The organism is Massilia scottii, from assembly GCF_030846495.1.
Taxonomy (GTDB): domain Bacteria; phylum Pseudomonadota; class Gammaproteobacteria; order Burkholderiales; family Burkholderiaceae_D; genus Telluria_A; species Telluria_A violaceinigra.
Genome location: NZ_JAVCWM010000007.1, coordinates 184484 through 205859, shown reverse-complemented (window position 1 = coordinate 205859; position 21376 = coordinate 184484). Strand labels below are relative to the sequence as shown.

Annotated in this window: 18 protein-coding genes; 7 read left to right on the top strand and 11 right to left on the bottom strand. The window is 64.9% G+C overall.

Annotation, left to right across the window (positions count from 1 at the left end; all coding sequences use genetic code 11):
- Nucleotides 1–452 precede the first annotated feature (452 nt).
- Genes RBA41_RS12145 through RBA41_RS12135 form a run of 3 tightly spaced genes read left to right on the top strand, consistent with a single transcriptional unit; the run spans nucleotide 453 to nucleotide 4545 of the window.
- Complete coding sequence (locus tag RBA41_RS12145; RefSeq protein WP_306624097.1) at nucleotides 453–1106, top strand: GTP-binding protein; 654 nt, start codon at nucleotides 453–455, stop codon at nucleotides 1104–1106.
- Nucleotides 1103–2320 (top strand): sensor histidine kinase, encoded by a 1218-nt coding sequence (locus RBA41_RS12140; RefSeq protein WP_306624095.1) that lies wholly within the window; start codon nucleotides 1103–1105, stop codon nucleotides 2318–2320. Before RBA41_RS12145 ends, RBA41_RS12140 begins: the two co-directional genes overlap by 4 nt.
- Nucleotides 2317–4545 carry an ATPase, T2SS/T4P/T4SS family gene (locus tag RBA41_RS12135; RefSeq protein WP_306624093.1) on the top strand — a complete coding sequence of 743 codons (2229 nt, stop codon included), beginning with the start codon at nucleotides 2317–2319 and terminating at the stop codon, nucleotides 4543–4545. The genes RBA41_RS12140 and RBA41_RS12135 overlap by 4 nt, the downstream gene beginning before the upstream one ends.
- A 102-nt stretch (nucleotides 4546–4647) precedes the next feature.
- Here RBA41_RS12135 and RBA41_RS12130 read toward each other — a convergent pair whose 3' ends face one another.
- Nucleotides 4648–5511 carry an MBL fold metallo-hydrolase gene (locus tag RBA41_RS12130; protein ID WP_306624092.1) on the bottom strand — a complete coding sequence of 288 codons (864 nt, stop codon included), beginning with the start codon at nucleotides 5509–5511 and terminating at the stop codon, nucleotides 4648–4650.
- A gap of 103 nt (nucleotides 5512–5614) precedes the next feature.
- On the opposite strand from RBA41_RS12130, the gene RBA41_RS12125 reads away from it, so the two are divergent.
- Nucleotides 5615–6502: a LysR family transcriptional regulator gene (locus RBA41_RS12125; protein WP_306624091.1), complete on the top strand. Its 888-nt coding sequence runs from the start codon at nucleotides 5615–5617 to the stop codon at nucleotides 6500–6502.
- A 56-nt stretch (nucleotides 6503–6558) separates the two neighbouring features.
- Here the strand turns inward: RBA41_RS12125 and RBA41_RS12120 are convergent, their stop codons facing one another.
- A complete protein-coding gene (locus RBA41_RS12120) occupies nucleotides 6559–6885 on the bottom strand; it encodes a hypothetical protein (protein WP_306624089.1) in 327 nt (108 codons plus the stop codon).
- A 203-nt stretch (nucleotides 6886–7088) separates the two neighbouring features.
- Here RBA41_RS12120 and RBA41_RS12115 point away from each other — a divergent pair, with 203 nt between their 5' ends.
- The gene (locus RBA41_RS12115) at nucleotides 7089–9377 is read left to right on the top strand and encodes a DUF1631 family protein (RefSeq protein WP_306624087.1); all 2289 of its coding nucleotides are present in this window, start codon (nucleotides 7089–7091) and stop codon (nucleotides 9375–9377) included.
- Nucleotides 9378–9385: 8 nt separating this feature from the next.
- On the opposite strand, the gene ypfJ is transcribed toward RBA41_RS12115, so the two are convergent.
- Nucleotides 9386–10267, bottom strand: a complete 882-nt coding sequence (ypfJ, locus tag RBA41_RS12110) for a KPN_02809 family neutral zinc metallopeptidase (RefSeq protein WP_306624085.1) — start codon at nucleotides 10265–10267, stop codon at nucleotides 9386–9388.
- Between the two features lie 120 nt (nucleotides 10268–10387).
- Between ypfJ and RBA41_RS12105 the strand changes: the two genes are divergently transcribed.
- Together RBA41_RS12105 and RBA41_RS12100 are read left to right on the top strand one after the other, a co-directional pair.
- Entirely contained in the window at nucleotides 10388–10819 is a 432-nt protein-coding gene (locus tag RBA41_RS12105; RefSeq protein ID WP_306624083.1) for a hypothetical protein, read from the top strand.
- A 55-nt stretch (nucleotides 10820–10874) separates the two neighbouring features.
- Complete coding sequence (locus tag RBA41_RS12100) at nucleotides 10875–11633, top strand: YdcF family protein (RefSeq protein ID WP_306624082.1); 759 nt, start codon at nucleotides 10875–10877, stop codon at nucleotides 11631–11633.
- Here the strand turns inward: RBA41_RS12100 and RBA41_RS12095 are convergent.
- From RBA41_RS12095 to RBA41_RS12060, 8 genes are all read right to left on the bottom strand, one after another.
- Complete coding sequence (locus tag RBA41_RS12095; RefSeq protein ID WP_306624081.1) at nucleotides 11614–12423, bottom strand: slipin family protein; 810 nt, start codon at nucleotides 12421–12423, stop codon at nucleotides 11614–11616. The genes RBA41_RS12100 and RBA41_RS12095 overlap by 20 nt on opposite strands.
- A 2-nt stretch (nucleotides 12424–12425) precedes the next feature.
- A complete protein-coding gene (locus tag RBA41_RS12090; protein WP_306624079.1) occupies nucleotides 12426–13922 on the bottom strand; it encodes an NfeD family protein in 1497 nt (498 codons plus the stop codon).
- Nucleotides 13923–14019: 97 nt separating this feature from the next.
- Nucleotides 14020–14859: an HDOD domain-containing protein gene (locus RBA41_RS12085; RefSeq protein WP_306624078.1), complete on the bottom strand. Its 840-nt coding sequence runs from the start codon at nucleotides 14857–14859 to the stop codon at nucleotides 14020–14022.
- Between the two features lie 166 nt (nucleotides 14860–15025).
- Nucleotides 15026–16042 (bottom strand): BON domain-containing protein, encoded by a 1017-nt coding sequence (locus RBA41_RS12080; protein WP_306624076.1) that lies wholly within the window; start codon nucleotides 16040–16042, stop codon nucleotides 15026–15028.
- Nucleotides 16043–16139: 97 nt separating this feature from the next.
- A complete protein-coding gene (locus RBA41_RS12075; RefSeq protein ID WP_306624074.1) occupies nucleotides 16140–16790 on the bottom strand; it encodes a hypothetical protein in 651 nt (216 codons plus the stop codon).
- Nucleotides 16783–17475, bottom strand: a complete 693-nt coding sequence (locus RBA41_RS12070) for a hypothetical protein (RefSeq protein WP_306624072.1) — start codon at nucleotides 17473–17475, stop codon at nucleotides 16783–16785. Before RBA41_RS12070 ends, RBA41_RS12075 begins: the two co-directional genes overlap by 8 nt.
- Before the next feature lie 132 nt (nucleotides 17476–17607).
- Nucleotides 17608–19350 carry a methyl-accepting chemotaxis protein gene (locus RBA41_RS12065; RefSeq protein ID WP_306624071.1) on the bottom strand — a complete coding sequence of 581 codons (1743 nt, stop codon included), beginning with the start codon at nucleotides 19348–19350 and terminating at the stop codon, nucleotides 17608–17610.
- A 202-nt stretch (nucleotides 19351–19552) separates the two neighbouring features.
- A complete protein-coding gene (locus tag RBA41_RS12060) occupies nucleotides 19553–21259 on the bottom strand; it encodes a DUF8614 domain-containing protein (protein WP_306624070.1) in 1707 nt (568 codons plus the stop codon).
- Between the last annotated feature and the right edge of the window lie 117 nt (nucleotides 21260–21376).

Sequence of the window (21376 nt, the reverse complement as noted above, 5' to 3'; positions counted from 1 at the left end):
TCTGGTATCGGTAACAACATTCCCTGAGGCCGCTGCTTGCATGGCCGCTGGTGCCGGGCTTCGGGCAACATGCAAGTCGCATGAGTACATAGTGCGCCCGCGCATCAATGTGGTGGCACTATCCGTCGAATATTTTTGCTTTGCGGGAATAAATGTCGTAAAAATGTTACCAAGCAGATGGTGAGAGAGCAAAATTTTACATTTTTGCCATCAAAATCCTTGAGAATTTAACAATTTCTTATCACATTGCACATTAAATTACCGAAGTACAACGTTGATTTAAAAGGGATAATCGGAACAATATTCCCAGCTGGAGCATCACCTTCGGCCAGCACCAATTTGCCTGTTCGTTAAAGTTGTTGCGCCGGGCATACGCGCACAGCCGCATTACATGCGAATGGGCAAAGTTGAGGTACTCTTGGGGACAGGTTTCGAGGGAGGCGGGGAACTATATGGCGGAATTGGACGAGCGAGCGCAGCGCCTGACTGTGAAACTGGTCTACTACGGCCCCGCGATGTCCGGCAAGACGAGCAATCTGACGCGCCTGCACGATTTGCTGACGGCCGACCTGGTGGGCGACATGATGCTGCTCGAAACCGAAGGCGACCGTACCTTGTTTTTCGACTTGCTGCCTTTCGGTTTCACCGCGCCATCCGGCCTGCTCGTCAAATTCAAGCTGTTTACGGTTCCCGGACAGGTTGCGCACAATGGCACGCGCAAGGCGGTGCTCTCGCGTGCGGACGGCGCCGTGTTCGTGGCTGACTCCCAGCGTCACCAGTCAGTCAACAATGGCGCATCGTTCGACAACCTGATCGCCAATACCGCGACCGTCGGGATCGATGTGGCCAGCTTTCCGCTGGTGGTGCAGTACAACAAGCGCGACTTGCCCGATATCCTGTCCGAGGAAGACATCGCGCAACGCTGGAGCAAGGCGCCCTGGCCAGTGCTGCTGGCCAGCGCGCTGCAGGGCGACGGGGTAAGGGAAACGTTTTCAGCCTTGCTCAAGCTGGTCTATGTGCGGCTCGACGTCCAGTTCGCGCTGCTGGCCGACCATGGCTTGACGCAAGACGCGTTCATCGAAGCGGCCGGAGGAGCGGCGACGTGAACCAAACCCTACCCGCCTTCGACCGCCAGGTCAGCTTGCGCGAGATGATGCGCAACGTCCCGGCGAGCGCGCTGGAAACGGCGATGGAGCACAGCGTCGGCCGTGCCTGGCGCATCGACGGCGCCGACGACGGGCTGGTGCACGCAGGCGCGCTGGCGATCGACGGCCCCGTCTGCACCGTCGCGCTGGTGGTCGACATCGACGTCGTCGGCACCTTGTCGGCGCCGGCCGACCGCCAAACCTGGCTGGCGCCGGCGGGCAAATGGATCGAACTGCTGCTGGGCGCATCGAACCGTTACCGGATGGCCGCCGACCTGCATCTGGAGACGGTGGTCGCGGATCACCGCGAGCTCATGGACAAGCACGCTGCGCTGGGCGAATCCGAGGCGCGCTACCGCGCCCTGAGCGCGCAGCTCGAGGCGCGCGTGCACGAACAGGTGGGCTTGATCGAGCAGAGCCAGCGCCGCATGTACCAGGCCGAGAAGATGGCCTCGATCGGTAGCCTGGCCGCCGGCATGGCGCACGAAATCAACAACCCGATCGGTTTCATCAGGAGCAATCTGAGCACCGCCAAGGACTACGTCGCCGCGCTTGGACAGGCCATCGCGGCCCCGCCCCTGGCGTCGGCCGAGGCGAAACAGCTGGCCTATATCGTCGACGATTTTCCCAGCTTGCTGGACGAATCGATCGCCGGCGCCGACCGGGTGTCGCGCATCATCTCGGACTTGAAGGCGTACGCGCATTGCGAGCCGGCCCAGTTCGCCGACGTCGATCCGAACGATGCGCTGCGCGCGGCCGTCAGGATGCTGGGCGAACTGCCGGCCGGGGTGCGGCTCGACACCCAGCTCGGCTTGCTGCCGCAAGTCAGTTGCGACCGCGACGGCCTGACCCGGGTGGTGCTGGCCTTGCTGCTCAACGCGCGCACGGCCATGCGCGCGCGCCAGGGCGTGATCCGGCTCGCCAGCGCCGCCCGCGACGGCGAGCTGCTGGTCTCGGTGTCCGACCAGGGCTGCGGGATCGAGGAGGCGGTGCTTCCCCGCATCTTCGACCCCTTCTTCACCACCCATGGCGTGGGCGGCGGGATAGGGCTCGGCTTGACGGTGGCCGGCGATGTCGTGCGCGCCCACAGCGGGCATATCGCGGTGCGCTCGACGCCGGACGGCGGCAGCACCTTCGATGTGCACATACCGCTGCAGGCCGGCGAACGTGCATGAGCTACGGGCATTTGTTCACCGGCGCCGCCGAGGGCGACAGCAGTGCGGCGCCGGTGCGCGCCTACCGCATCCTGCTGGTCGACGACGAGCCGAACGTGCTGTCGGCCTTGCGCCGGGTATTTCGCCAGGAAAATTACGAGATCGTTACCAGCGGCAATCCGCGCGAGGCGCTGGCGCTGCTCAAGGCCGACACCTTCCACCTGATCATCAGCGATTTCATGATGCCGGGCATGGACGGCGGTGAATTGCTGCGCCAGGCGCGCCAGATCGAACCGGACATGATCCGCATCATGCTCACCGGCCATGCCGACGTCAACGCGGTGGTCGGGGCGGTGAAGACCGGCGCGGTCTACAAATTCATCCTCAAGCCGTGGAACGATGACGACCTGCGCGTGACGGTTGCGCTGGCGCTCGAACGCCAGGAGCTCAACCGCAGCAACAAGGTCCTGATCCAGGAGAGCGCGCGCAAGTCGCAGGAAATCGAGCAGATGGCCAAGTTTTCGGCCGGCAACCGCAGCCGGCTGGCCACCGTGCTGCATCGCCACGGCAAACTCAATCTGGGGCAAGTGCAGGAGCTGATCCGCATCCAGCAGCAGGCCCAGAAGCAGCAGGCCGTGTTGAAGGAAATCGTCGAGCGCGGCTGGGTGCAGGAAAAGGATGTGCACGACTTGCTGGCTGCCGAGCTGATGATCCAGCAGGTGAGCGTCGACGAAATGGCGATCGACGTGGCGGTAGCCGCGCTGGTGCCGGCCGCCTTGTGCCAGCGCCACTTGATCATTCCCCTGCGCATCGACGACAAGCGCCTGACGGTCGCGATGGCCGACCCGCTGGACGAAGGCTTGCTGCACGACCTGCGTTTCGTAACCGGCCTGGAAATTGCGCCCGTGCTCGCGCCGATGTCGTCCATCCTGGCCAAGATTGCCGCCGTCTACAGCACCGGGCGCGCCGACCTGACCGACCTCGAAGCGGCGTTCGGCTCGAACGACCCGTACGAAGGGGTGGAAATCGTCATCGAAGACGACGGCCTGGGGCAGTCGCTCGAAGAGCTGTTGCGCGGCACGGACGAGCCGCCCGCGATCCGGCTGGTCAACGCGATCCTGCTCGAGGCGATCAACCTGGGAGCGTCCGACATCCACATCCAGCCGCGCACCAAGAACGTGATGGTGCGCTTGCGGGTTGACGGCGTGCTGATCGACAAGATGCAGATTCCGCACAATATGCACCAGTCGATCGTCTCGCGCATCAAGATCATGGGCGAGATGGATATTTCCGAGCGCAGGCGGCCGCAGGACGGACGCCTGGCGGTCAAGACCCCGCAGCGGGTGGTCGACCTGCGGATCTCGACGCTGCCCACGATCAACGGCGAAAAGATCGTCATGCGCATTCTCGACCGCAACGCGGCCGTGCTGCGCCTCGACGGCATCGGTTTCAATCCGATGGACCTGGCCAAGGTGCGCAACGCCAGCGACAAGCCGCAGGGCATCGTCCTGGCGACGGGCCCGACCGGCAGCGGCAAGACCACCACGCTCTACAGCCTGCTCCAGAGCAGCGCCACGTCGGAAAAAAACTACATCACGATCGAGGACCCGGTCGAATACTACCTCGACTCGGCCGGGCAAGTGGTGGTGCGCGAAAAAATCGGCCTGACCTTCCCCCTGGTGCTGCGCGCCATCCTGCGCCAGGATCCGGACGTCTTGCTGATCGGCGAGATCCGCGATTTTGAAACGGCCGAGGTGGCATTTCACGCGGCGCTGACCGGCCACCAGGTGTATTCGACCCTGCACACCAATTCGGCGATCGCCACCATTTCGCGCCTGTTCGACCTCGGCTTGAAGCCGTTCGTGATCGCCACGGCGCTCGAAGCGGTCATTGCGCAGCGCCTGGTGCGCAAGGTGTGCGAACGCTGCCGGGCAGCGGCGCCGGCCGAGCCGGACTTGCTGCAGCGCCTCGGCGGCGATTTCGCCGCCCAGCCGTTCCAGGCCTTTTACGGCGCGGGATGCGAACATTGCCACGGCAGCGGTTACAAGGGCCGCCTCGGCCTGTATGAAGTGCTCGCTCCCGACACGCACATGCGGCACCTGATCGCGTCCCAGGTCGCCATCACGGAAATCACGCAGTACGCGATCACCCAGGGATTCATGACCTTGCGCGACGACGCGTTCATCAAGGTGCGCGACGGCTTGACGACGCCCGATGAGGTGTTCCGGGTGCTGGGGCCGGAGTGAGCCGGGCAGGCGCATGCTTGCCGTCGGCGGCACTGGCGGTTCGGAACCGCCGGCGCATGCAGCGGCATCGGCAAAGTATGCCGCGCACCGGCTTTTACGCGCTTACCAGGTCATCTCGCCCTTGCTGACCTTGGCGCCGATATCCAGTGCCAGGCCCGGCGGCGCGTCAGGATACGCCGTCTTCATGCGTGCAATCACGTCGGCGCTGTTACCGCTCGCTGCCAGCGTTTTTTCGTAGCTCTTGAGGTAGTTCCGGGTGTAGGCGATGCTGCTCTCGTCCAATTGCGTGCCAGCCTTCATATGCCCTGGAATAACGACGGCCGGCTTGAGCGCGGCCATCTCGTCGAGCTGGGCGCTCCACGCGCTGCGCTGGGCCGCCGTTGGCGCGTCGGCCATCCACAAATGCAGGTTGCCGAACACGCCGAGCGCGCCGGTGATCGTCCTGGTCGACGCAATCCACACGTACGGCCGATGCGCCAGCACGCCTTGCGTGCCGCGCACTTCCACCGCCTGGCCATCCACGGTCAGGGTCATGTTCTGCAGCGCGGTGGGCAGGCTCGCGGCCGCCGGTGCGTTGGCGCCCATCCTGGGACTCCAGAAGGCCAGCTTGGCCGCCATCTTTTCCTTGATCTTCTCGATCACCTGCGGCGTGGCGACCACTTGCGCCTTCGGGAAAATCTGCTTGAGGGTGTCGACGCCGAAGTAGTAATCGGGATCCGCCTGGCTGACCAGGATGGTCTTGAGCTGCTTGCCGCTGTCGAGCACGTTGGCGGCGATGCGCAGCGCGTCGGCGCGGGTAAAGCCGGCGTCGATCACCATGGCTTCGGTCTCGCCATAAATCAATGTCGAATTGACGTTGAAGCTGGCGCCATCGGCGTTGTAGACCTTGGTTTGCAGGGCGGGCGCGGCCAGGGCGTTGCTAAAGACCAGCGTGAGGGCGGCGGCGATGGCGGTGGTGCGAAACATACGGACTCCGATAAAGTTGTTTTAAGGAAGCCTGCAGTGTAGTGAGGTCTTTCGTCCGGATAAACGGGTTAAACTGCGCATGACTGTTTCATGGATTGGACAAATGGATCGAATTACGGCAATGCGCGTCTTCGTCGAGGTAGCCGGCAGCGGCAGCTTCAGCGCCAGCGCGGACAAGCTCGACATGTCGCGCGCGATGGTGACGCGCTACGTATCCGAAATGGAAAAATGGCTGGGCACGCGCCTGCTCCAGCGCACCACGCGCCGCGTGACGCTCACCGATGCCGGCGAAACATGCTTGCGGCGCAGCCAGCAAATGCTGTCGCTGAGCGAGAACATGGAAGAGGAAACCGCCAGCAGCGGCGAACTGCGCGGCCTGTTGCGCGTCACCTGCAGCCTGTCCTTCGGGCATGCGCAACTGGCACAGGCGCTGGTGCGCTTCACGGCGCGCCATCCGCGCCTGAAAATCGACCTGAATCTGAACGAAGGCGCGCTCAATCTGGTCGAAGCACGGATCGACCTGGCGATCCGCATCAGCGGCGAACCGTCGCCCTTGCTCATTGCGCGCCCGCTGGCGCAGTGCGATTCGCTGCTGGTGGCCTCGCCCGCTTACCTGGCCGCGCATGGCGCGCCGGCCACGCCGCAGGAACTGGAACAGCACCGCTGCCTCAGCCACGCCAACGTGGGACGCAGCATCTGGTCGTTCGCGCGCGATGGGGAAGCGGTCCAGGTCGGCGTAATCAGCTATTTCAGCGCCAACGATGCAACCGCCCTGCTGGCATCGGCCGTGGCCGGCGGCGGCATCGCCATGTTGCCGACCTATCTGGTGAACCCGGTGGTGGCCAGCGGGGAGCTGGTGCGCGTGCTGCCGCAGTGGCGCGTGCCGGCGCTGACGATTTATGCGATTTATCCATCGCGCCGGCAATTGTCGCCGGCGGTACGCGCGCTACTCGATTTTCTGGTGCAGCACTTTGCCGTGTTGCCGTGGTGACGAAGCGGCGTTCGCCAGTGTCACCACGGTGTCAATCGCCGGAAAACAACGCATTCCTAGCCTTCGAGATCGGTGGGAATGCCGAACTCGTCATGTTGACCGCGCCGCAAAGCCGGTTTGGTGAGCACCCGCAAGGACACGCTGATATGCACGGCGTTGTCCGCCAAATACTCCGCAGCGCCTCCCGTGCCCAGCATGGCTTGCAAGATAATGCCGACCTCAACTTTTTGCGCCGTGAGCGTATCGCCGCGCCCGATCACGCGCAGAGGAGGTGACTCGGGCCGCAGCGGGGCGGCCATGGCTGTGGCCACCGCGATAGGGTCGTTACTGGCCTGAACAGGTCTGTTCAGTACCGCATCATCGAGTTCAGCGAATATTTTCATTCTGGGATACTAAGGTTGATCTTACATGTGGTCGGTTCGCCAACACGCATAGATAAAGGTCGCGAACGGGGCATTGTATCTTATACATCTTCCTTAAATAAATGCAACTGAACAGTGCATTCAGGCCAACTTTGTTGCTCCAATGCGCTATCATGGCTTTCAGAGACCCGGATCAGCTCATCCATTTGAGCACAAAAAACGCCATGCAAATACCAAAAAGAGTGTTCCAGCTTGCGAAACAACCCGCACTGTCGGGTTTTCACGTCCTTGCCACGAAAACCCTGGCCGAAGCCGAGGCCAGCCTGGACAAGGCCCTGAAAGGCGCCGCCCGGCCCGACGAGCGCCTGATGATGAATGCACGCCAGGCCTTGCGCGAGCAAGGCAACTTCCTGTTGACGCGCATGCAACACCACTTTGCCAATTACCTCGAACGCGCCATGCACACCATGTACATGGACACGCGCGCCAGCCTGGACGAGATCAGTGCGGACAACCTGACCCTCATCGAGGATGACGTCGTGACGCGGCAAATCGAGATCGACCGGCTGGTAATGCGCCTGCGCGACGCCGACCAGCCCAGCCTCGGGCGCCTGAACCTGATGATTGCCCAGTTACACGGCGACGGCGAGGTGCGCGAACGCGAAAACCCATTCCGCCCGTATTTGCTGGCCCGTTCGCTGCACGAAGCCCTGCGCGAAGCGGTCAAGGACGAGGCCCAATCCAAAACCCTGTTCGATGCACTATCGGTCGCCATGGAGCATTGCCTGCAAGGATACTACGTTGCAATAGAAGAAGTATTCAAATCGCGCGGAATTTCAAGCAAGCTGACCGCCCGGCCGAGCGCGCTCACGCGTGCCCAGCGTGACCGGCTTGCCTGGCAAAAGGCCGCCGAGCAGCTCGTCGGCCGCGTGGCCGCGGGTGGACGAGCGGACAACCAGGCGGCGCAGCAGGGCCAGGCGGCCCAGCCCAAGCAGTCGCGCATACTGCCGGAATTACAGCGCATGATGCAGCAACAGCGCAACGTGCCGGCCGGCGCCCCGGCGCAGCCGCGCGCGCCCGATTTGCAGGAAATGGTCTGGAATGTCTTTAACCAGCCGAAGGCAGCGCGTCCGCCGCGCCATGCCGACACCCCGGCCCCTGCCGCGGACGGCCAGGGCGGCAGCGCCCTCGATGCGCGCTTAAAACAAATGCAACAGGCAAAGCCGGCCGGCGCTGCCAGGGATGCGCCCGCGCCCGCGCCGCTCGACGTGCGCGCCCAGCTTGCCGATGCCGCCAGCAGCGAGCCGGACCGGGTTACCATCGACCTGGTAAGCCTGCTGTTCGAGTCCATCGTGCACGACGAGCAATTGCCGGAAGGCGTACGCCAGCAGCTTGGCCGCCTGCACGTGCCGTTTTTGCGCGCCGCCATGCTCGATCCATCGATGCTGCACGATGCCCAGCATCCGGCGCGCCGCCTGCTCGACCGGATCGGCACCGTCGCCACCGGCATCACGCCCGACATGGCGTGCTACCCGGCACTGGAAGACGAGATCGACACGGTCCTGGACGGCGTGCTGGAGCGCTTCGACACCGACATGACGACCTTTGCCGACGGCCAGCGCACGCTCGACCAGTTCGTCTCGACCCTGCTGCCGCGCGGCGACGTGGGCCTGGCGCGCTGCATCGCCGCCCTCGGCGATGTCGAAGCGAGCAGCGCCCGCCGCAGCGACGCCGCCACCGAGCTGGGCGGCCTGCTCAATCGGCTCGATGTCGATCCGCGCATCGGCAATTTCGTCACCGATATGTGGAGCCGCGTCCTGGTCCATCCGGGCAGCGACGCGCCCGCCAGCCAGGCGATGCTGGCCGAGCTGGTATGGAGCGCGCAGGAAAAAAGTACAGTCGAGGAACGTGCCCAGATGGTGCGCATGCTGCCCAGCCTGGTCAAACGGGTACGCGAAGGCTTAACCGCGATCGGCATGGGAGAGACCGTCTCCAAGGCCGCGCTCGACCAGCTGGTGATGGTCCACATGGATGTGCTGGGCAACCGCCAGCCGGCCTCGGCAAAGGCGATGGACCTGGACCAGCTGCGCGCGCACTTCGCCGCTTTCGGCGGCGTGCGCGAAGCGGGCCAGGACGCGGTCAGCATCGGCCACGCCCAGCTCGAAGCGGCGCTGGAGCAGCGCGGCATCCGCGCCGAGCTGTACACCGACGGCGGCAAGAGCGCCGCGCGCGCCGCCGACGAGCAGGAATGGCTGGGCATGGCGCTGCCGGGCGCCGGTTTCGAAATTGCCGTGGATGGCCGCTACGTCCCGGCGCGCCTGAATGCGGTCAGCCCGCGCGGCAGCCTGTATCTGTTCTCGGTCAAGGGCCAGGCGGCGCCGTCCACCTTCACCCGCGATGCCCTGCTGGCGGCGATGCAGAACGAAACCTTGCGCACGGTGGAACACGCGCCCGTGTTCGAGCGCGCGGTCGAGTCCCTGATGGCTGGCGCCGAAGCGCTCGCCAGCCACTAGTCACACTGTTACAGCTGGCGGGCGGCGAAGGTATCGCACGACGCGACCTTGCCCTCGTCGAGGCCGCGCTTGAACCAGCGCGCACGCTGCTCCGAGCTGCCGTGGGTAAATGAATCGGGCACGACATGACCCTGCGACTGGCGCTGCAAGGCATCGTCGCCGATGGCCGTTGCCGCTTTCAGTGCGGCATCGACGTCGCCCTGCTCCAGGATCGCGCGCGACTGGTTGGCGTGGAAAGCCCATACCCCGGCAAAACAGTCCGCCTGCAATTCCAGGCGCACCGACATGGCGTTCGCCTGTTTTTCCGTGCCGCGCTGGCGCGCCTCGTCGACCTTGCCGGTCAGGCCCATCGCATGCTGCACGTGGTGCCCGATTTCGTGGGCGATCACGTAGGCCTGGGCAAACTCGCCCTCGACCTTGAAGCGCTCTTCCATCAGCTGGAAAAAACTCATGTCCAGATACACCTTGCGGTCGGCCGGGCAATAAAAAGGCCCGGTCGCGCTTTGCCCGGCGCCGCAAGCGGTCTGGGTGCGGCCGGAAAACAATTGCAAGGCCGGCTTCTGGTAGGTGCCGCCCTGTTCGCGGAACAAGGCCGTCCAGACATCTTCGGTATCGGCCAGCACCACGCGCACGAATTTGGAACCGCGGTCGTTGGCTGGCACGCCCGGCGCCTGGCCCTGTTGCTGCTGCACCGGCACCGCGCCCCCGCCGCCGCTCATGATATTGAGAATGGTCATCGGATTGATGCCGAAGATCCAGCCGCCCACCAGCGCAATCACGATCGTGCCGATGCCGACCGAGCGGCCGCCGAAGCCGAACCCGCCTCCGCCGCCGCCCGAACCGCGCACATCTTCCACGTTGTCGCTTTCGCGATTACCTTCCCATTTCATGTTCTGCTCCACAATGCATTTTGTTAATCTTATAATGACTTTACGCTGAAAGCCAATTTCCTGGCGCACACAGTAACCTTCGCGCCGCATTGTCGCGACAACCTGACCTGCCTGCCACCCATGCCAGAAGCATCCACCCACTTTCTCATGATCGGCGCCGCCCTCAGCGCCGCCGCCGCCGCGCTGCACATTGCCTGCATTGCCGGCGGCCCCGCCTGGTACCGCGCCCTGGGCGCGGGCGAAAAGATGGCGCAACTGGCCGAATCGGGCTCGTCGTATCCGGCCATCGTCACCTCCGGCATTTGCGTCGTGCTGACGGTCTGGGCGGCGTATGCCCTGTCGGGCGCCGGCGTGCTGCCGCGCCTGCCGTTGCTGCGCATCATCCTGTGCGCCATCACCGCCGTCTACGTGCTGCGCGGCCTGGCCTTTGTGCCGATGATGATCATGATGCCCGGCCGCAGCATGGTCTTCTGGGGCTGGAGCTCGGCCATCTGCATGGGGATCGGCATTGTCCACGTGCTCGGCCTGCGCCAGGCCTGGGCCTCGCTGTGAACACATTCCTGTGAACACATTCCTGTGAACGCTTCCCTGTGAACGCGCCGCCCGCATGATCGATATTCTCGTGCGCGTGCTGCTCATGCCGCCGATGAGCCTGATCGTGCTGATTCTGGCCGGCTACGCGCTGCGGCGGCGCTGGCCGCGCTGCGGGCGCGCCGTCAGCGGGGTGGGATGGGCGGCGCTGCTGGTGCTGTCGACCAATGCCGGCTCGCTGCTGCTGGTGCGGCCGCTCGAAGGGCTCACGGCGCCGCTGGCCGACGCCCGTGCCAGCGGCGCCCAGGCCATCGTGGTGCTGGCCGCCGGCAATGTGCATGCCGCGCCCGAATACGGCGCCGATATTCCCGACGACGTGGCCCTGGTGCGCCTGCGCTACGCGGCCCGCCTGCAGCACGCCACCGGCCTGCCGCTGCTGGTAAGCGGAGGCAATGGCGAGCCCGACAAGGGCATTCCGCCCAAGGCCAGCACCATGGCGCGCGCCCTGCGCGAGGATTTCCGCACCGCCGTCACCTGGACCGAGGAGCGCTCGGCCGACACCACCCAGAACGCCGCCTACAGCGCCGCCATCCTCAAGGCGGCCGGCGTGCGGCGCGTGCTGCTGGTCACGCACGCCATGCACATGCCGCGCGCCGAGCGCGCCTTCGTGGCGGCCGGGCTGGACGTGGTACCGGCGCCGACCATGTTCTATGCGCGCAGCACGCTCTCGCCGCTGATGTTCGTGCCCGGCTGGAGCGGCATGTTCCGCTCGTATTACGCCACCCACGAATGGATCGGCCTGGCGTGGCAGCACATTAACTGTACGGACTGCTGACCGGACCGCTGTGCGCAGTGCCGGCCGGCCTGTCGCGCGCGCGCTCGACCAGCCCGCCCAGCATGTCCAGCGGCAGCGGAAAGACAATCGTGGTGCTCTTGTCGCTGGCCAGGGTGCCCAGCGTTTGCAGATAGCGCAGCTGCATCGCGCCCTGCTGCTGAGACAGCACATTGGCCGCCTGCATCAATTTTTCCGACGCCTGCAGTTCCCCCTCCGCATGGATGACCTTGGCGCGCCGCTCGCGTTCCGCCTCCGCCTGGCGGGCAATGGCGCGCACCATCGATTCGTCCAGGTCGACGTGCTTGATCTCGACATTGGCCACCTTGATGCCCCAGGCGTCGGTCTGGGCGTCGAGCACTTGCTGGATATCGATGTTGAGCCGTTCGCGCTCGGCCAGCATGTCGTCGAGCTCATGCTTGCCCAGCACCGAACGCAAGGTCGTCTGCGCCAGCTGGCTGGTCGCTTCGAGAAAGTTGGCCACCTGGATAATGGCGCGCTCGGGATCGATCACGCGGAAATACAGCACGGCGTTGACCTTGACCGACACGTTGTCGCGCGAAATCACATCCTGCTTGGGCACGTCGAGCACGATGGTGCGCAGGTCCACCCGCACCATTTGCTGCAGCACGGGAATGAGCAGGATCAGCCCCGGTCCCTTGACCGACCAGAAGCGCCCCAGCTGGAACACCACGCCCCGTTCGTACTCGCGCAGGATGCGCACCGACATCGCCAGCAGCACAAGCAGTAGGAATACCAGCGTGCCGATACCGAACCCGAGTCCATTGATCATCGCTATTCTCCTTGTTTGACATCGTTGACGGGGACGACCTCCAGCCGCGCCCCCTTGCGCGCCAGCACCCGCACCGTCTGCCCGGGCCGCAGCGCGGCGCTGCTGTCCACGCGCCAGGTTTCGCCGTTGACGTTGGCCCAGGTATCGGTGCCGCTCGTGCCGATGACCTCGGCAAGGCTGCCGGCCAGCGCGTTCGGTCCGCCTGCCGCGGCGCGCCGGCGCGTCTTGAGCGCCACCCCCGCCATGCCCGCCAGCAGCAGCGCGCTGACGATCGCCAGCGGCACCACCACGCCGGCCGGCACGCCGTATCCGGGCAAGTCGGTATCGATCAGGATCAGGGCACCGGCCACGAAGGCCGCCATGCCGCCCAGGCCGAGCACGCCGAAGCTGGGCAGGAACGCCTCCCCCACCATGAAGGCGAGGCCCAGCAGGATCAGGCCGAGTCCGGCGTAATTGAGGGGAAGCAGGTGCAGTCCGTACAGGCCCAGCAGCAGGCACAGCCCGCCCACCACGCCGGGCGCGACCGCGCCGGGACTCATGAATTCGAACAGCAGGCCATAAATGCCGATGCTCATCAGGATCAGCGCGACCGACGGATCGGAGATCACGGCCAGCAGCCGCGTGCGCCAGTCGGGATCGGCGTGGTGGAGCTGAGCGCCGCGCGTGTGCAGGGTTACGGCGTCCGTTACGGCGCCGGCGCGCAGCGCGACCTGCCTGCCGTCGACCTGCGCCAGCAGCGCCGCCACATCGGCGGCCACATGGTCGATCACGCGCGCGTTCAGGGCGTCGGCCGCCGTCAGGCTGAGCGCTTCGCGCACCGAGCGCTCGGCCCAGTCCGCGTTGCGCCCGCGCAGTTCGGCCAGCGCGCGGATGTAGGCGGCGGCGTCGTTGAGCTGTTTGCGCTCCATGGACGTGGAGGCACGCGGATCGGCCTTGCCGGCGCGCCCGGCGGGGCCGTCCTTGGCGGTGTCCTTGCTAGTGCCGCCGCGCTCGCCGCCACCGGGGCCCGGCAGCGCGTCATCGCTGCCGGGCCCCGGGCCGCCCAGTTGCACGGGCGTGGCGGCGCCCAGGTTGGTGCCGGGCGCCATGGCGGCGATGTGGCTGGCCATCAGGATGAAGGTGCCGGCGCTGGCCGCGCGCGCGCCGGAAGGCGCCACGTACACGGCCACCGGCAGGCGCGCACCGAGAATGGCCTTGACCACCGCGCGCATGGATGTGTCGAGCCCGCCCGGCGTGTCGAGCGCGATGATGACCAGCTGGTGACGCTCTTGCGCGGCCCGTTCGAGGCCGCGTGCCACATAGTCGGCAGTGGCGGGGCCAATGGCGCCATTGACCGTGAGCACGGTGACCTGCGCCGGCGCTCCGGCGGCCGGCGCTCCGGCGGCCGGCGGCCACATGAGCAGCAAGAGAAAGGTGGCGCACGCGACCAGCAGGCGCGGCAGGGACAGCAGCCCTGCTCCGGCATCTGCATCGGCAGCGGCAAACCAAGCATGCGTCATGCGCCTCATCGCTCCCCCGGCATGGGACCCCGTGTCCCGCCTTACCTGGGGTTAGAAACCGGACAAGCGCTTTGGTTCCGTGTTTTGTTTGCCCTGGCTAGACCAGCAGCGCGGCGCTCATCGATTTGACTTCGTCGGCCGACTCGTCGAGGATCGACTGCAGGGTATCGTTGTCGATGACGAAGTCGAGCACCGAATCGGCATGCTCCGGCAACGGCTCTTCCGGCACGCCCAGCGGCGAGCGCACGGGAGCGAACTGATTGGCCAGCAGCAGGGTGTCGAGCAGGGTGCTCGGCGGCATGGTGAGCCAGCCATCGCGCAGGGCCAGGATGGCCTGGGTGACGGTCTCGGGAATGGCGAGTTTTTTCAGTACTTCGCGGCTGACCACTTCCTCGCACAACTCCGCCCATTTTTCGGGATCGTCGTCGAGCAGGCCGGGGAATTCATCGGCGCGCGAGAGCAGGTAAAAGCCGCCCACCTCGTGCACGATGGCCGCGAACATGGCGGTATCGGGATTGACGAAGGTCACGCGGCGCGCCAGCACCTGGGCCAGCGCCGCCACGTGGGCCGTATGCTCCCACAGTTGCTCGGCCTTGGCGCGCAGCACCGGATCGACGATGCGCATGCCGAACTGGCGCACCACGAGGCTGGCGACCAGGGTCTGCAAGCTGCGGTAGCCCACCCGCATGACGGCCGCGCGCACATTCGTGATCGGGGTGTCGCCATTGCGGTTGAAAGCGGCCGAGTTGGCCAGCGCGACGGTGCGCGCGGCCAGTTGCGGCTCGCCCAGCACCAGCTTGATGGCGTCCTCAATATGGCAATCGGGATCGTCGAGTGCAAGTTGCAGGCGCAAGGCGGCATTCACGCTGGTGGGGAGGGTGATTTCCCCGCGGGCGGCTTGCGCGGCAATATATCCAAAGGCTTCTAGTCTGTTCACAGGAAAATTATACCTTGGGCAGGGTCCGGCGCCATGGATTGCAGCGACAAAGCCCCGAACAGTGCGGCAATGCAACACAATCGCATCGTCGCACCGTACGGGGCCGCGGTTTTCCGCCAGCCGTCCCGGATTGTCCGGGACGGCCTGGGTAATGCAAGCGCCTGGCTTACTTGACCTTGATGGCGCTCTTGACGGAAGTGACGCCCTCGACGCTCTTGGCCAGGCGTACGGCTTTCTCGGCATCGGCCTTGGAATCGACGAAGCCGCTGAGCATGACCACGCCTTTTTCGGTTTCCACGTGGATCGCCATCGATTTCAGCTCAGGCTCCTTGAAGATGTCGGCCTTGACCTTGGTGGTGATGAGCGAATCGGCCATGACAGCGCCCGTTTTGTCGGCTGCGCGGCCGGTCTTGTTGGCCATGTTGTCGGCGGCGCGCTCGGTCTTGTCGGCCAGCGTGTCGATCGCGCGCTCGGTCTTGGCAGCCATGGTGGCGCCGGCGGCACGGGTCTTGTCGGCGGCATTGTCCACCGCGTTGGCGGTGCGCTGGGCGGCGCTGTCGGCCGCCATTTCGGTACGGTTGGCCACGGCGCCGGTGGTGGTGGTGGCGACCGCGGCGCGGTTGTTGTTATCGACCAGGCAGCCGGTGTTCGGGCTGCCTGCTACCTGGGCGCATTTGTCCACGGCCGCCGACTTGGTGGCGTCGGTGGTGGTGGTGCGGGTAACCGGGCTCATGGTATCGGTGGTGCCGCTGCTGGCGACCTGCAGGTTGCGGTCGGCCTTGACGTCGGCCAGCGCCGCGCTGTGGACCGCGCGGGCGTTGCTCATGCAGCTGTCTTTTTCGGCGCCGGTGGTGTCGGCGCACTTGATCTTGGCCAGCGAGTAATCGGCATTAGCCAGTTCGGTGCGGGCCTTGGTGCGGCCTTTGAGGGTGTTGTTGTAATCGGTCAACGCAGCCAGGTCGGCGCGCGCGCGCACGACTTTCGCTTCTTCCATGCACAGGCTGCGGGCGTTGCCGCTCATGTCCTTGCACTGCGCCGAGGCTGCCTTGTAGTCGGCGGCGGCCTGTTGCGTCATCGTGCGGTAGGTCGCGGTATCGGGCTTGGCGGGCGTCTCGGCGGCATAGGCGGTAGCGAAAGCGGCACTGAGGGCGGTGGCAAGCAATGTGGCGACGATAGGTTTCATGGTGAGGTCCCTTAAATGTATGGTTGTTGGTAGACGGATTTAACATCCTAACCACACGCAACATCTGTGCGACAACGTACATACGGACGCAAAAGGACTATCGATAGCGGTTTAATCGCTCATCGGCCTGGGCAAAAAGATTCTCGTTGGCATCTTGCGGCCCTTCGGCGAGGGCGCGTTCGAGCAGGGCCACGGTGTCGTGCCTGGGTTCGCGAAAACGCGTGCGCACGCGCAGCATTTCGTTGACCAGGGCCGTGTAGCGCTCCGGATGGTAGCGCGCGATCCAGGCCACCGAGGTCATGTCGGCGTAGGCTTCCTCGGTGCGCACGCGGCGCGCGAACCAGTCGCGCAGCGGGCCGATCCAGGCCACCACCGGCAGCAGTTTTTCGTTGTGCGGATAGCCGTTCAGGCGGCGGTGGCAATGGCCCACCTCGTGCATCGCCGCGCCCGCCAGGAAGGTGTCGAGCAGCTCGGGGGCAATCATGGAACTGAGCTTGTCGGCGGTCGGATTATTGCTGGCCGAAACGACCAGGGTGCAGCGGCCGTTTTCGCTGGCCAGCCCGACCGGCGTATGGCCGGGCAAGCCGTTGCCGTCCACCACTTCCAGGCCGATCGGCATGCCTTGCGCGCGGCCATACGCGACCGCCTCGGTGGCGGCGGCGATCCATTGGGCTTCGGTGGCGGGAGCGGCGGCCGATGCCGCCGGGCCGGCCAGCGCCAGCAGCACGGCGGCGCACAGCTTATTCATCGTTGAGCAATCCGGCTTGCCACATCGTCACGGCGTCGTCGAAGGGACTGGCGCCGCGGCCGAAACCGTCGGCGTTTTTCGCCAGGCGCACCCAGGTGCGGGTATCGTGGCCGCTGCGTTCGACCGGCACGGCGTCGCGCAGGGTCGACAGCCAGGCATACACGCGGCCGTATTGCGCGGGGTGCTGGCGCTGCACCCAGGCCAGCGCCACCAGATCGGCAAAGCCTTCTTCGCGGCGCATGTCGCGCATGGCTTTCGATTCGGCCAGCATCTGTCCGTCGTGCGCATGTTCGTCGCCGGTTTCGACGAAGCCGGCCGGCAGGGCGTGCCACACGCCCTGCACGTAACGCCAGCAATGGCCGATTTCGTGGGCGGCCATGGTTTCGATCAGCAAAGCGCGTTCGGCTTCCGGCACGCTGTGCAGGATGTTCTCGGCATCGGGGTTACCGCGCAGCGACAGCACCAGCTTGCAGCGGCCGTCGACAAAGCCCATCGCCAGCGGCACATCGCCGGGGCCGGCTTTTGGTTGCACGGTGATATCTATTGGCAAGTTCATACGTTGCGAATACGCCAACACGGGAGCGGCGGCGCTCAACCAGCGCGTTTCCATCTCGGTGAGGGTGGCGCCAGCAGTGGCGGCAACAGGAAGGAGGGCGAGCAGGGCAGTCAAAAGGGGCTTCAACATGGCGTTTCCTCAGGAGGTCTATAAATGCCTAAGAGCAATAATATAGACCTCCGGGACGCTTTGGGAAAAATATCTTTCCTTGTGGAAAATTCTCAACATGGCGCTATGTCAAGCTAGCGCCAGCGCAAACAATCAGAAGGTTTCCCACTCGTCTGCAACAAGCTCGGCACGCTTGCCGGCGCCGGCAATCTGGCCGGGCCGGCGCGCCGGTGCCGCCGGGGCACGCGCCAGCGCCCTGCCCTTCTGCGCCGGTCTGGCTGGCGCGGCAGTCTTGACCCGCGCCGCCGGGGCCGCCACGCGCGCGGCGCCTTCGGCCAGCACGAACACGCCCACCACCTGCGTCAGCGAAGCCGCCTCGTCATTGAGCGACGAGGCCGCGGCAGCAGCCTGCTCGACCAGCGCCGCATTCTGCTGGGTTGCCTGGTCCATCTGCCCGATCGCCAGGTTCACCTGCTCGATGCCGGCCGTCTGTTCCTGGCTGGCCAGGCTGATTTCGGCCATGATGTCGGTCACCCGTTTGACGCTCGAGACAATCTCCTGCATCGTGCTGCCGGCCTGGTCGACCAGGCGCGCGCCGGCGTCGACCCGCTCGACCGAATTGCCGATCAGCGTCTTGATCTCTTGCGCCGCCGCGGCCGAGCGCTGTGCCAGGTTGCGCACTTCGGCGGCGACCACGGCAAAGCCGCGTCCCTGCTCGCCTGCGCGCGCCGCTTCCACCGCCGCATTCAGGGCCAGGATATTGGTCTGGAAAGCAATGCTGTCGATCACGCCAATGATATCGACGATCTTTTTGGAGGACTCGTTGATCGAGGCCATCGTATCGACCACCTGCGACACCACCGCCCCGCCCTTGACCGCCACCTCGGAGGCCGACAGCGCCAGCACGTTCGCCTGGCGCGCATTGTCGGCGTTCTGGCGCACGGTGCTGGTCAGTTCTTCCATCGACGAGGCCGTCTCTTCCAGCGTACCGGCCTGGCTTTCGGTGCGCGCCGACAAGTCCAGGTTGCCGGCTGCAATCTCGGACGAGGCGGTCGTGATGGTCGCCGTGCCGGCCCGTACCTGGGCCACGATCGCCACCAGGCTGTCGCGCATGCCTTTCATGGCGAACAGCAGGCTGCCGCGGTCGCCGTCCACGGTGTCGATCTCGACCGCCAGATTGCCGGCGGCGATGCTGGCCACGACATTGGCCGCGTAATCGGGCTGGCCGCCGAGCTGGCGCAGCAGGCCGCGGCTGATATACCAGGCCGCCATCGAGCCGACCGCGATCGCGATCGCGCCCAGCAGCGTCATCCACAGCAGGAAGGAACTGGCCAGGTGGGACGCCTTGTCGGCCTGCACACCGGTCATCTTTTCTTCCAGGTCGATCAGGCGGTTGATGCTGGCCAGCCAGCCCACGAAGGCGGGCGCCGCCTGCTGTGCCAGCAAGGCGTTGGCCTCGGGCAGCTTGTCGGCCAGGCGCAGCGCGATCACGCTGGCGATCAGCGGTTGCGTCTTGCGTTCGCTCTCCTTGATGCCGGCCAGCGCGGCCTTTTCCTCGGCCGTGGTATCGCTGTGCTCGACGAGCGCGTCCAGCGGCGCGGCCGAGCGCGCATAGTTGTCGGCCAGTTGCCTGATCAGGTCCAGATGCGGCTGGGCGGCCGCGGCATCGGCGGCCAATACCACGTCGCGCAGCGCGATGGCACGGTCGTGCACGCTGCCACGGAAATTGATCGCGTAGCGCTGCTTGACGTTATTGACCTTGTTGATTTGATTCAGACTGTCTTCAATGCCGCCGACGCGCGAAATCGCCATCGCCGACAGCACCACGATCAGCAGGAACACCCCGCCAAAACCCACCGCCAGGCGGCGTCCTATGGTCATTCCGGATTTATTCATGTCTCGCTCTGGTAAGTTATAAAAGTGCCACATGGCAACATTCATAAACTCTAGCACGCGCGTACGGCCGCACATGGCAGCCGCTCAAATCCGAGCGGATGATCGCTTTCGGGAACAACAAAATCGGTGAAAACCACGCAAATGCGTGGTTTTCCTGTCTGTATACACCGGCATTATTGGCGTTTGCGCCATGCCGGCGCGCTCATTTTGCCTTTACCAGCGCCGCCGCCGTGACGAACGCCGGGCGGATATCGTTCGGCACCGACTTCATCTTGTCGAGTGCCTTCTGCACATCCGGGCGGATCACCACGTACTTGGCCATCATCTCCTTGGCGCGCGCATAGTCGCCGGTGGCCTCGATGGTCAAAAATTCGCGGTTCAAGTCGATCACCGCCGGTTTGATCTTCTTGAAATCCACCGAGAACGTGCCGTCGCCGTGCGACACGAAGCCGCCTTGATCGAGCAGGTAATTGAGCTGGATCGCCATGCCGCGCGCATGCGAATCGGTCAGGCCGAAATGCAGCGTGCGAAATGCCGACGCCAGGAAGGTGTTATACAGCTTGCGCTCGGCCAGCTCGCCCTGCCCCAGCGTGTCTTTCAGCTGGCCCTTGTCCATCATGTACGCCAGCGCCCACAGGCCGGCCATGTCGGCCTTGGCTTCCTCGATGGTCGAATACGCGTCTTTCAGGTCCTGGCGCGGGGTCGACGGCTTGCCGTCCTGGGTGGTGCTGTGCGGACCGAGGCCATGGGTGATTTCGTGCGCCAGGATGTGCGTGAAGAAGGAATCGAAATCGAGATCCTTTTGCGCTTCCGGCCGCAGCACCAGCCTGGTGATCGGCGTCAGGGTCGATTTGAACTTCGCTTCCTGGATATTTTTCAGCATCACGCGCTTGGAACCGCGAGCGCTGATGATCCGCTCGTCGTTCGGCAGGTTATAGGCGGCCGTCTGCACGCCCATATTGCCGTCGCCGGCGCCGTAGACCTGATTGACCACCACCATCGGCGCCAGCGCACCGACCTTGGGATTGCGGTACTGCTTGTCGAGCGGCAGATTGTCTTCCAGCTCCTGCAAGTGCTTGCTGAAGAAATCGAGCTTCCGGGTTTCTTTCTCATCGCGGATATTCACGTACGCCTCGAACGCCGCCTTGTACCCGAACAGTTCATCGTTATAGGTTTCGTAAGGGCCGATGGTGATATCGACCGGGGAATCGAGATCCATCCATGCAAAATCGGAGGCCAGGTAATCGTTCGATAAAAACGCATCGGCGCGCAGGGTCAGGAATTTCTTGAGCGAGGCATTGTCGGTCGATGCCGCCGCTTGGCGCAGCAGCGCGGCCAGTTTTTCCAGCTCGGCCTTGTATTCCTCGGCGTAGGTGACGGTCTTGAATTTGCCCTCGGCGCCAGTGCGGATGGTGGTGAAGAACCACTGCGCCTGTTCCTTGTCCTTGGGCGCGAGCGCGTTCATCCACGCTTCCAGCGATGCCTTGGTCGCGCCTTCGGGGTAGAAATTGGCGCCTTCCGGTTTCTTGGCCGGGATGGTGATGCCGGCGTAGGTGGCGGGCATGAACGACTCGTTACCGTCGAGGATGGACCACGGGCCCTTGTTCAGCCAAAAATAGTTCAGGCGCGCCTTGCCCAGGGCGCTCTTGTCCTTCTTGAGCGCGCTCCACAGGGCTTCGTTGTGGGCCCAGCGCTGGCGCAGCTGCAAGGTATCGATGATCCTGGCCGCTTCGATCAGTTTGACGATGGCGGCCTTGTCGCCTTTGGACAGGGCCGACGTATCGGCGCGCAGGTCGACCGGGGCGTAGCGCTTGGCCATCTGGTTCAGTTGGACGACGCTGGCGGGCTGCTCGGCGGCGCCGCTGGCGCCGGCCAGCATCAGGAGAACGGGGAGAAGGAGTTTTTTCATGGGGCCTTGGCAAAAATAGGTGGCAAAAACAGCATCCTGATTCTATCGCGCCCGCGCCCCGTCTTCCATACTCGTTTTCGACAGGACCGCCGTTCGGCCCTGCGCCATCTGAAGGAG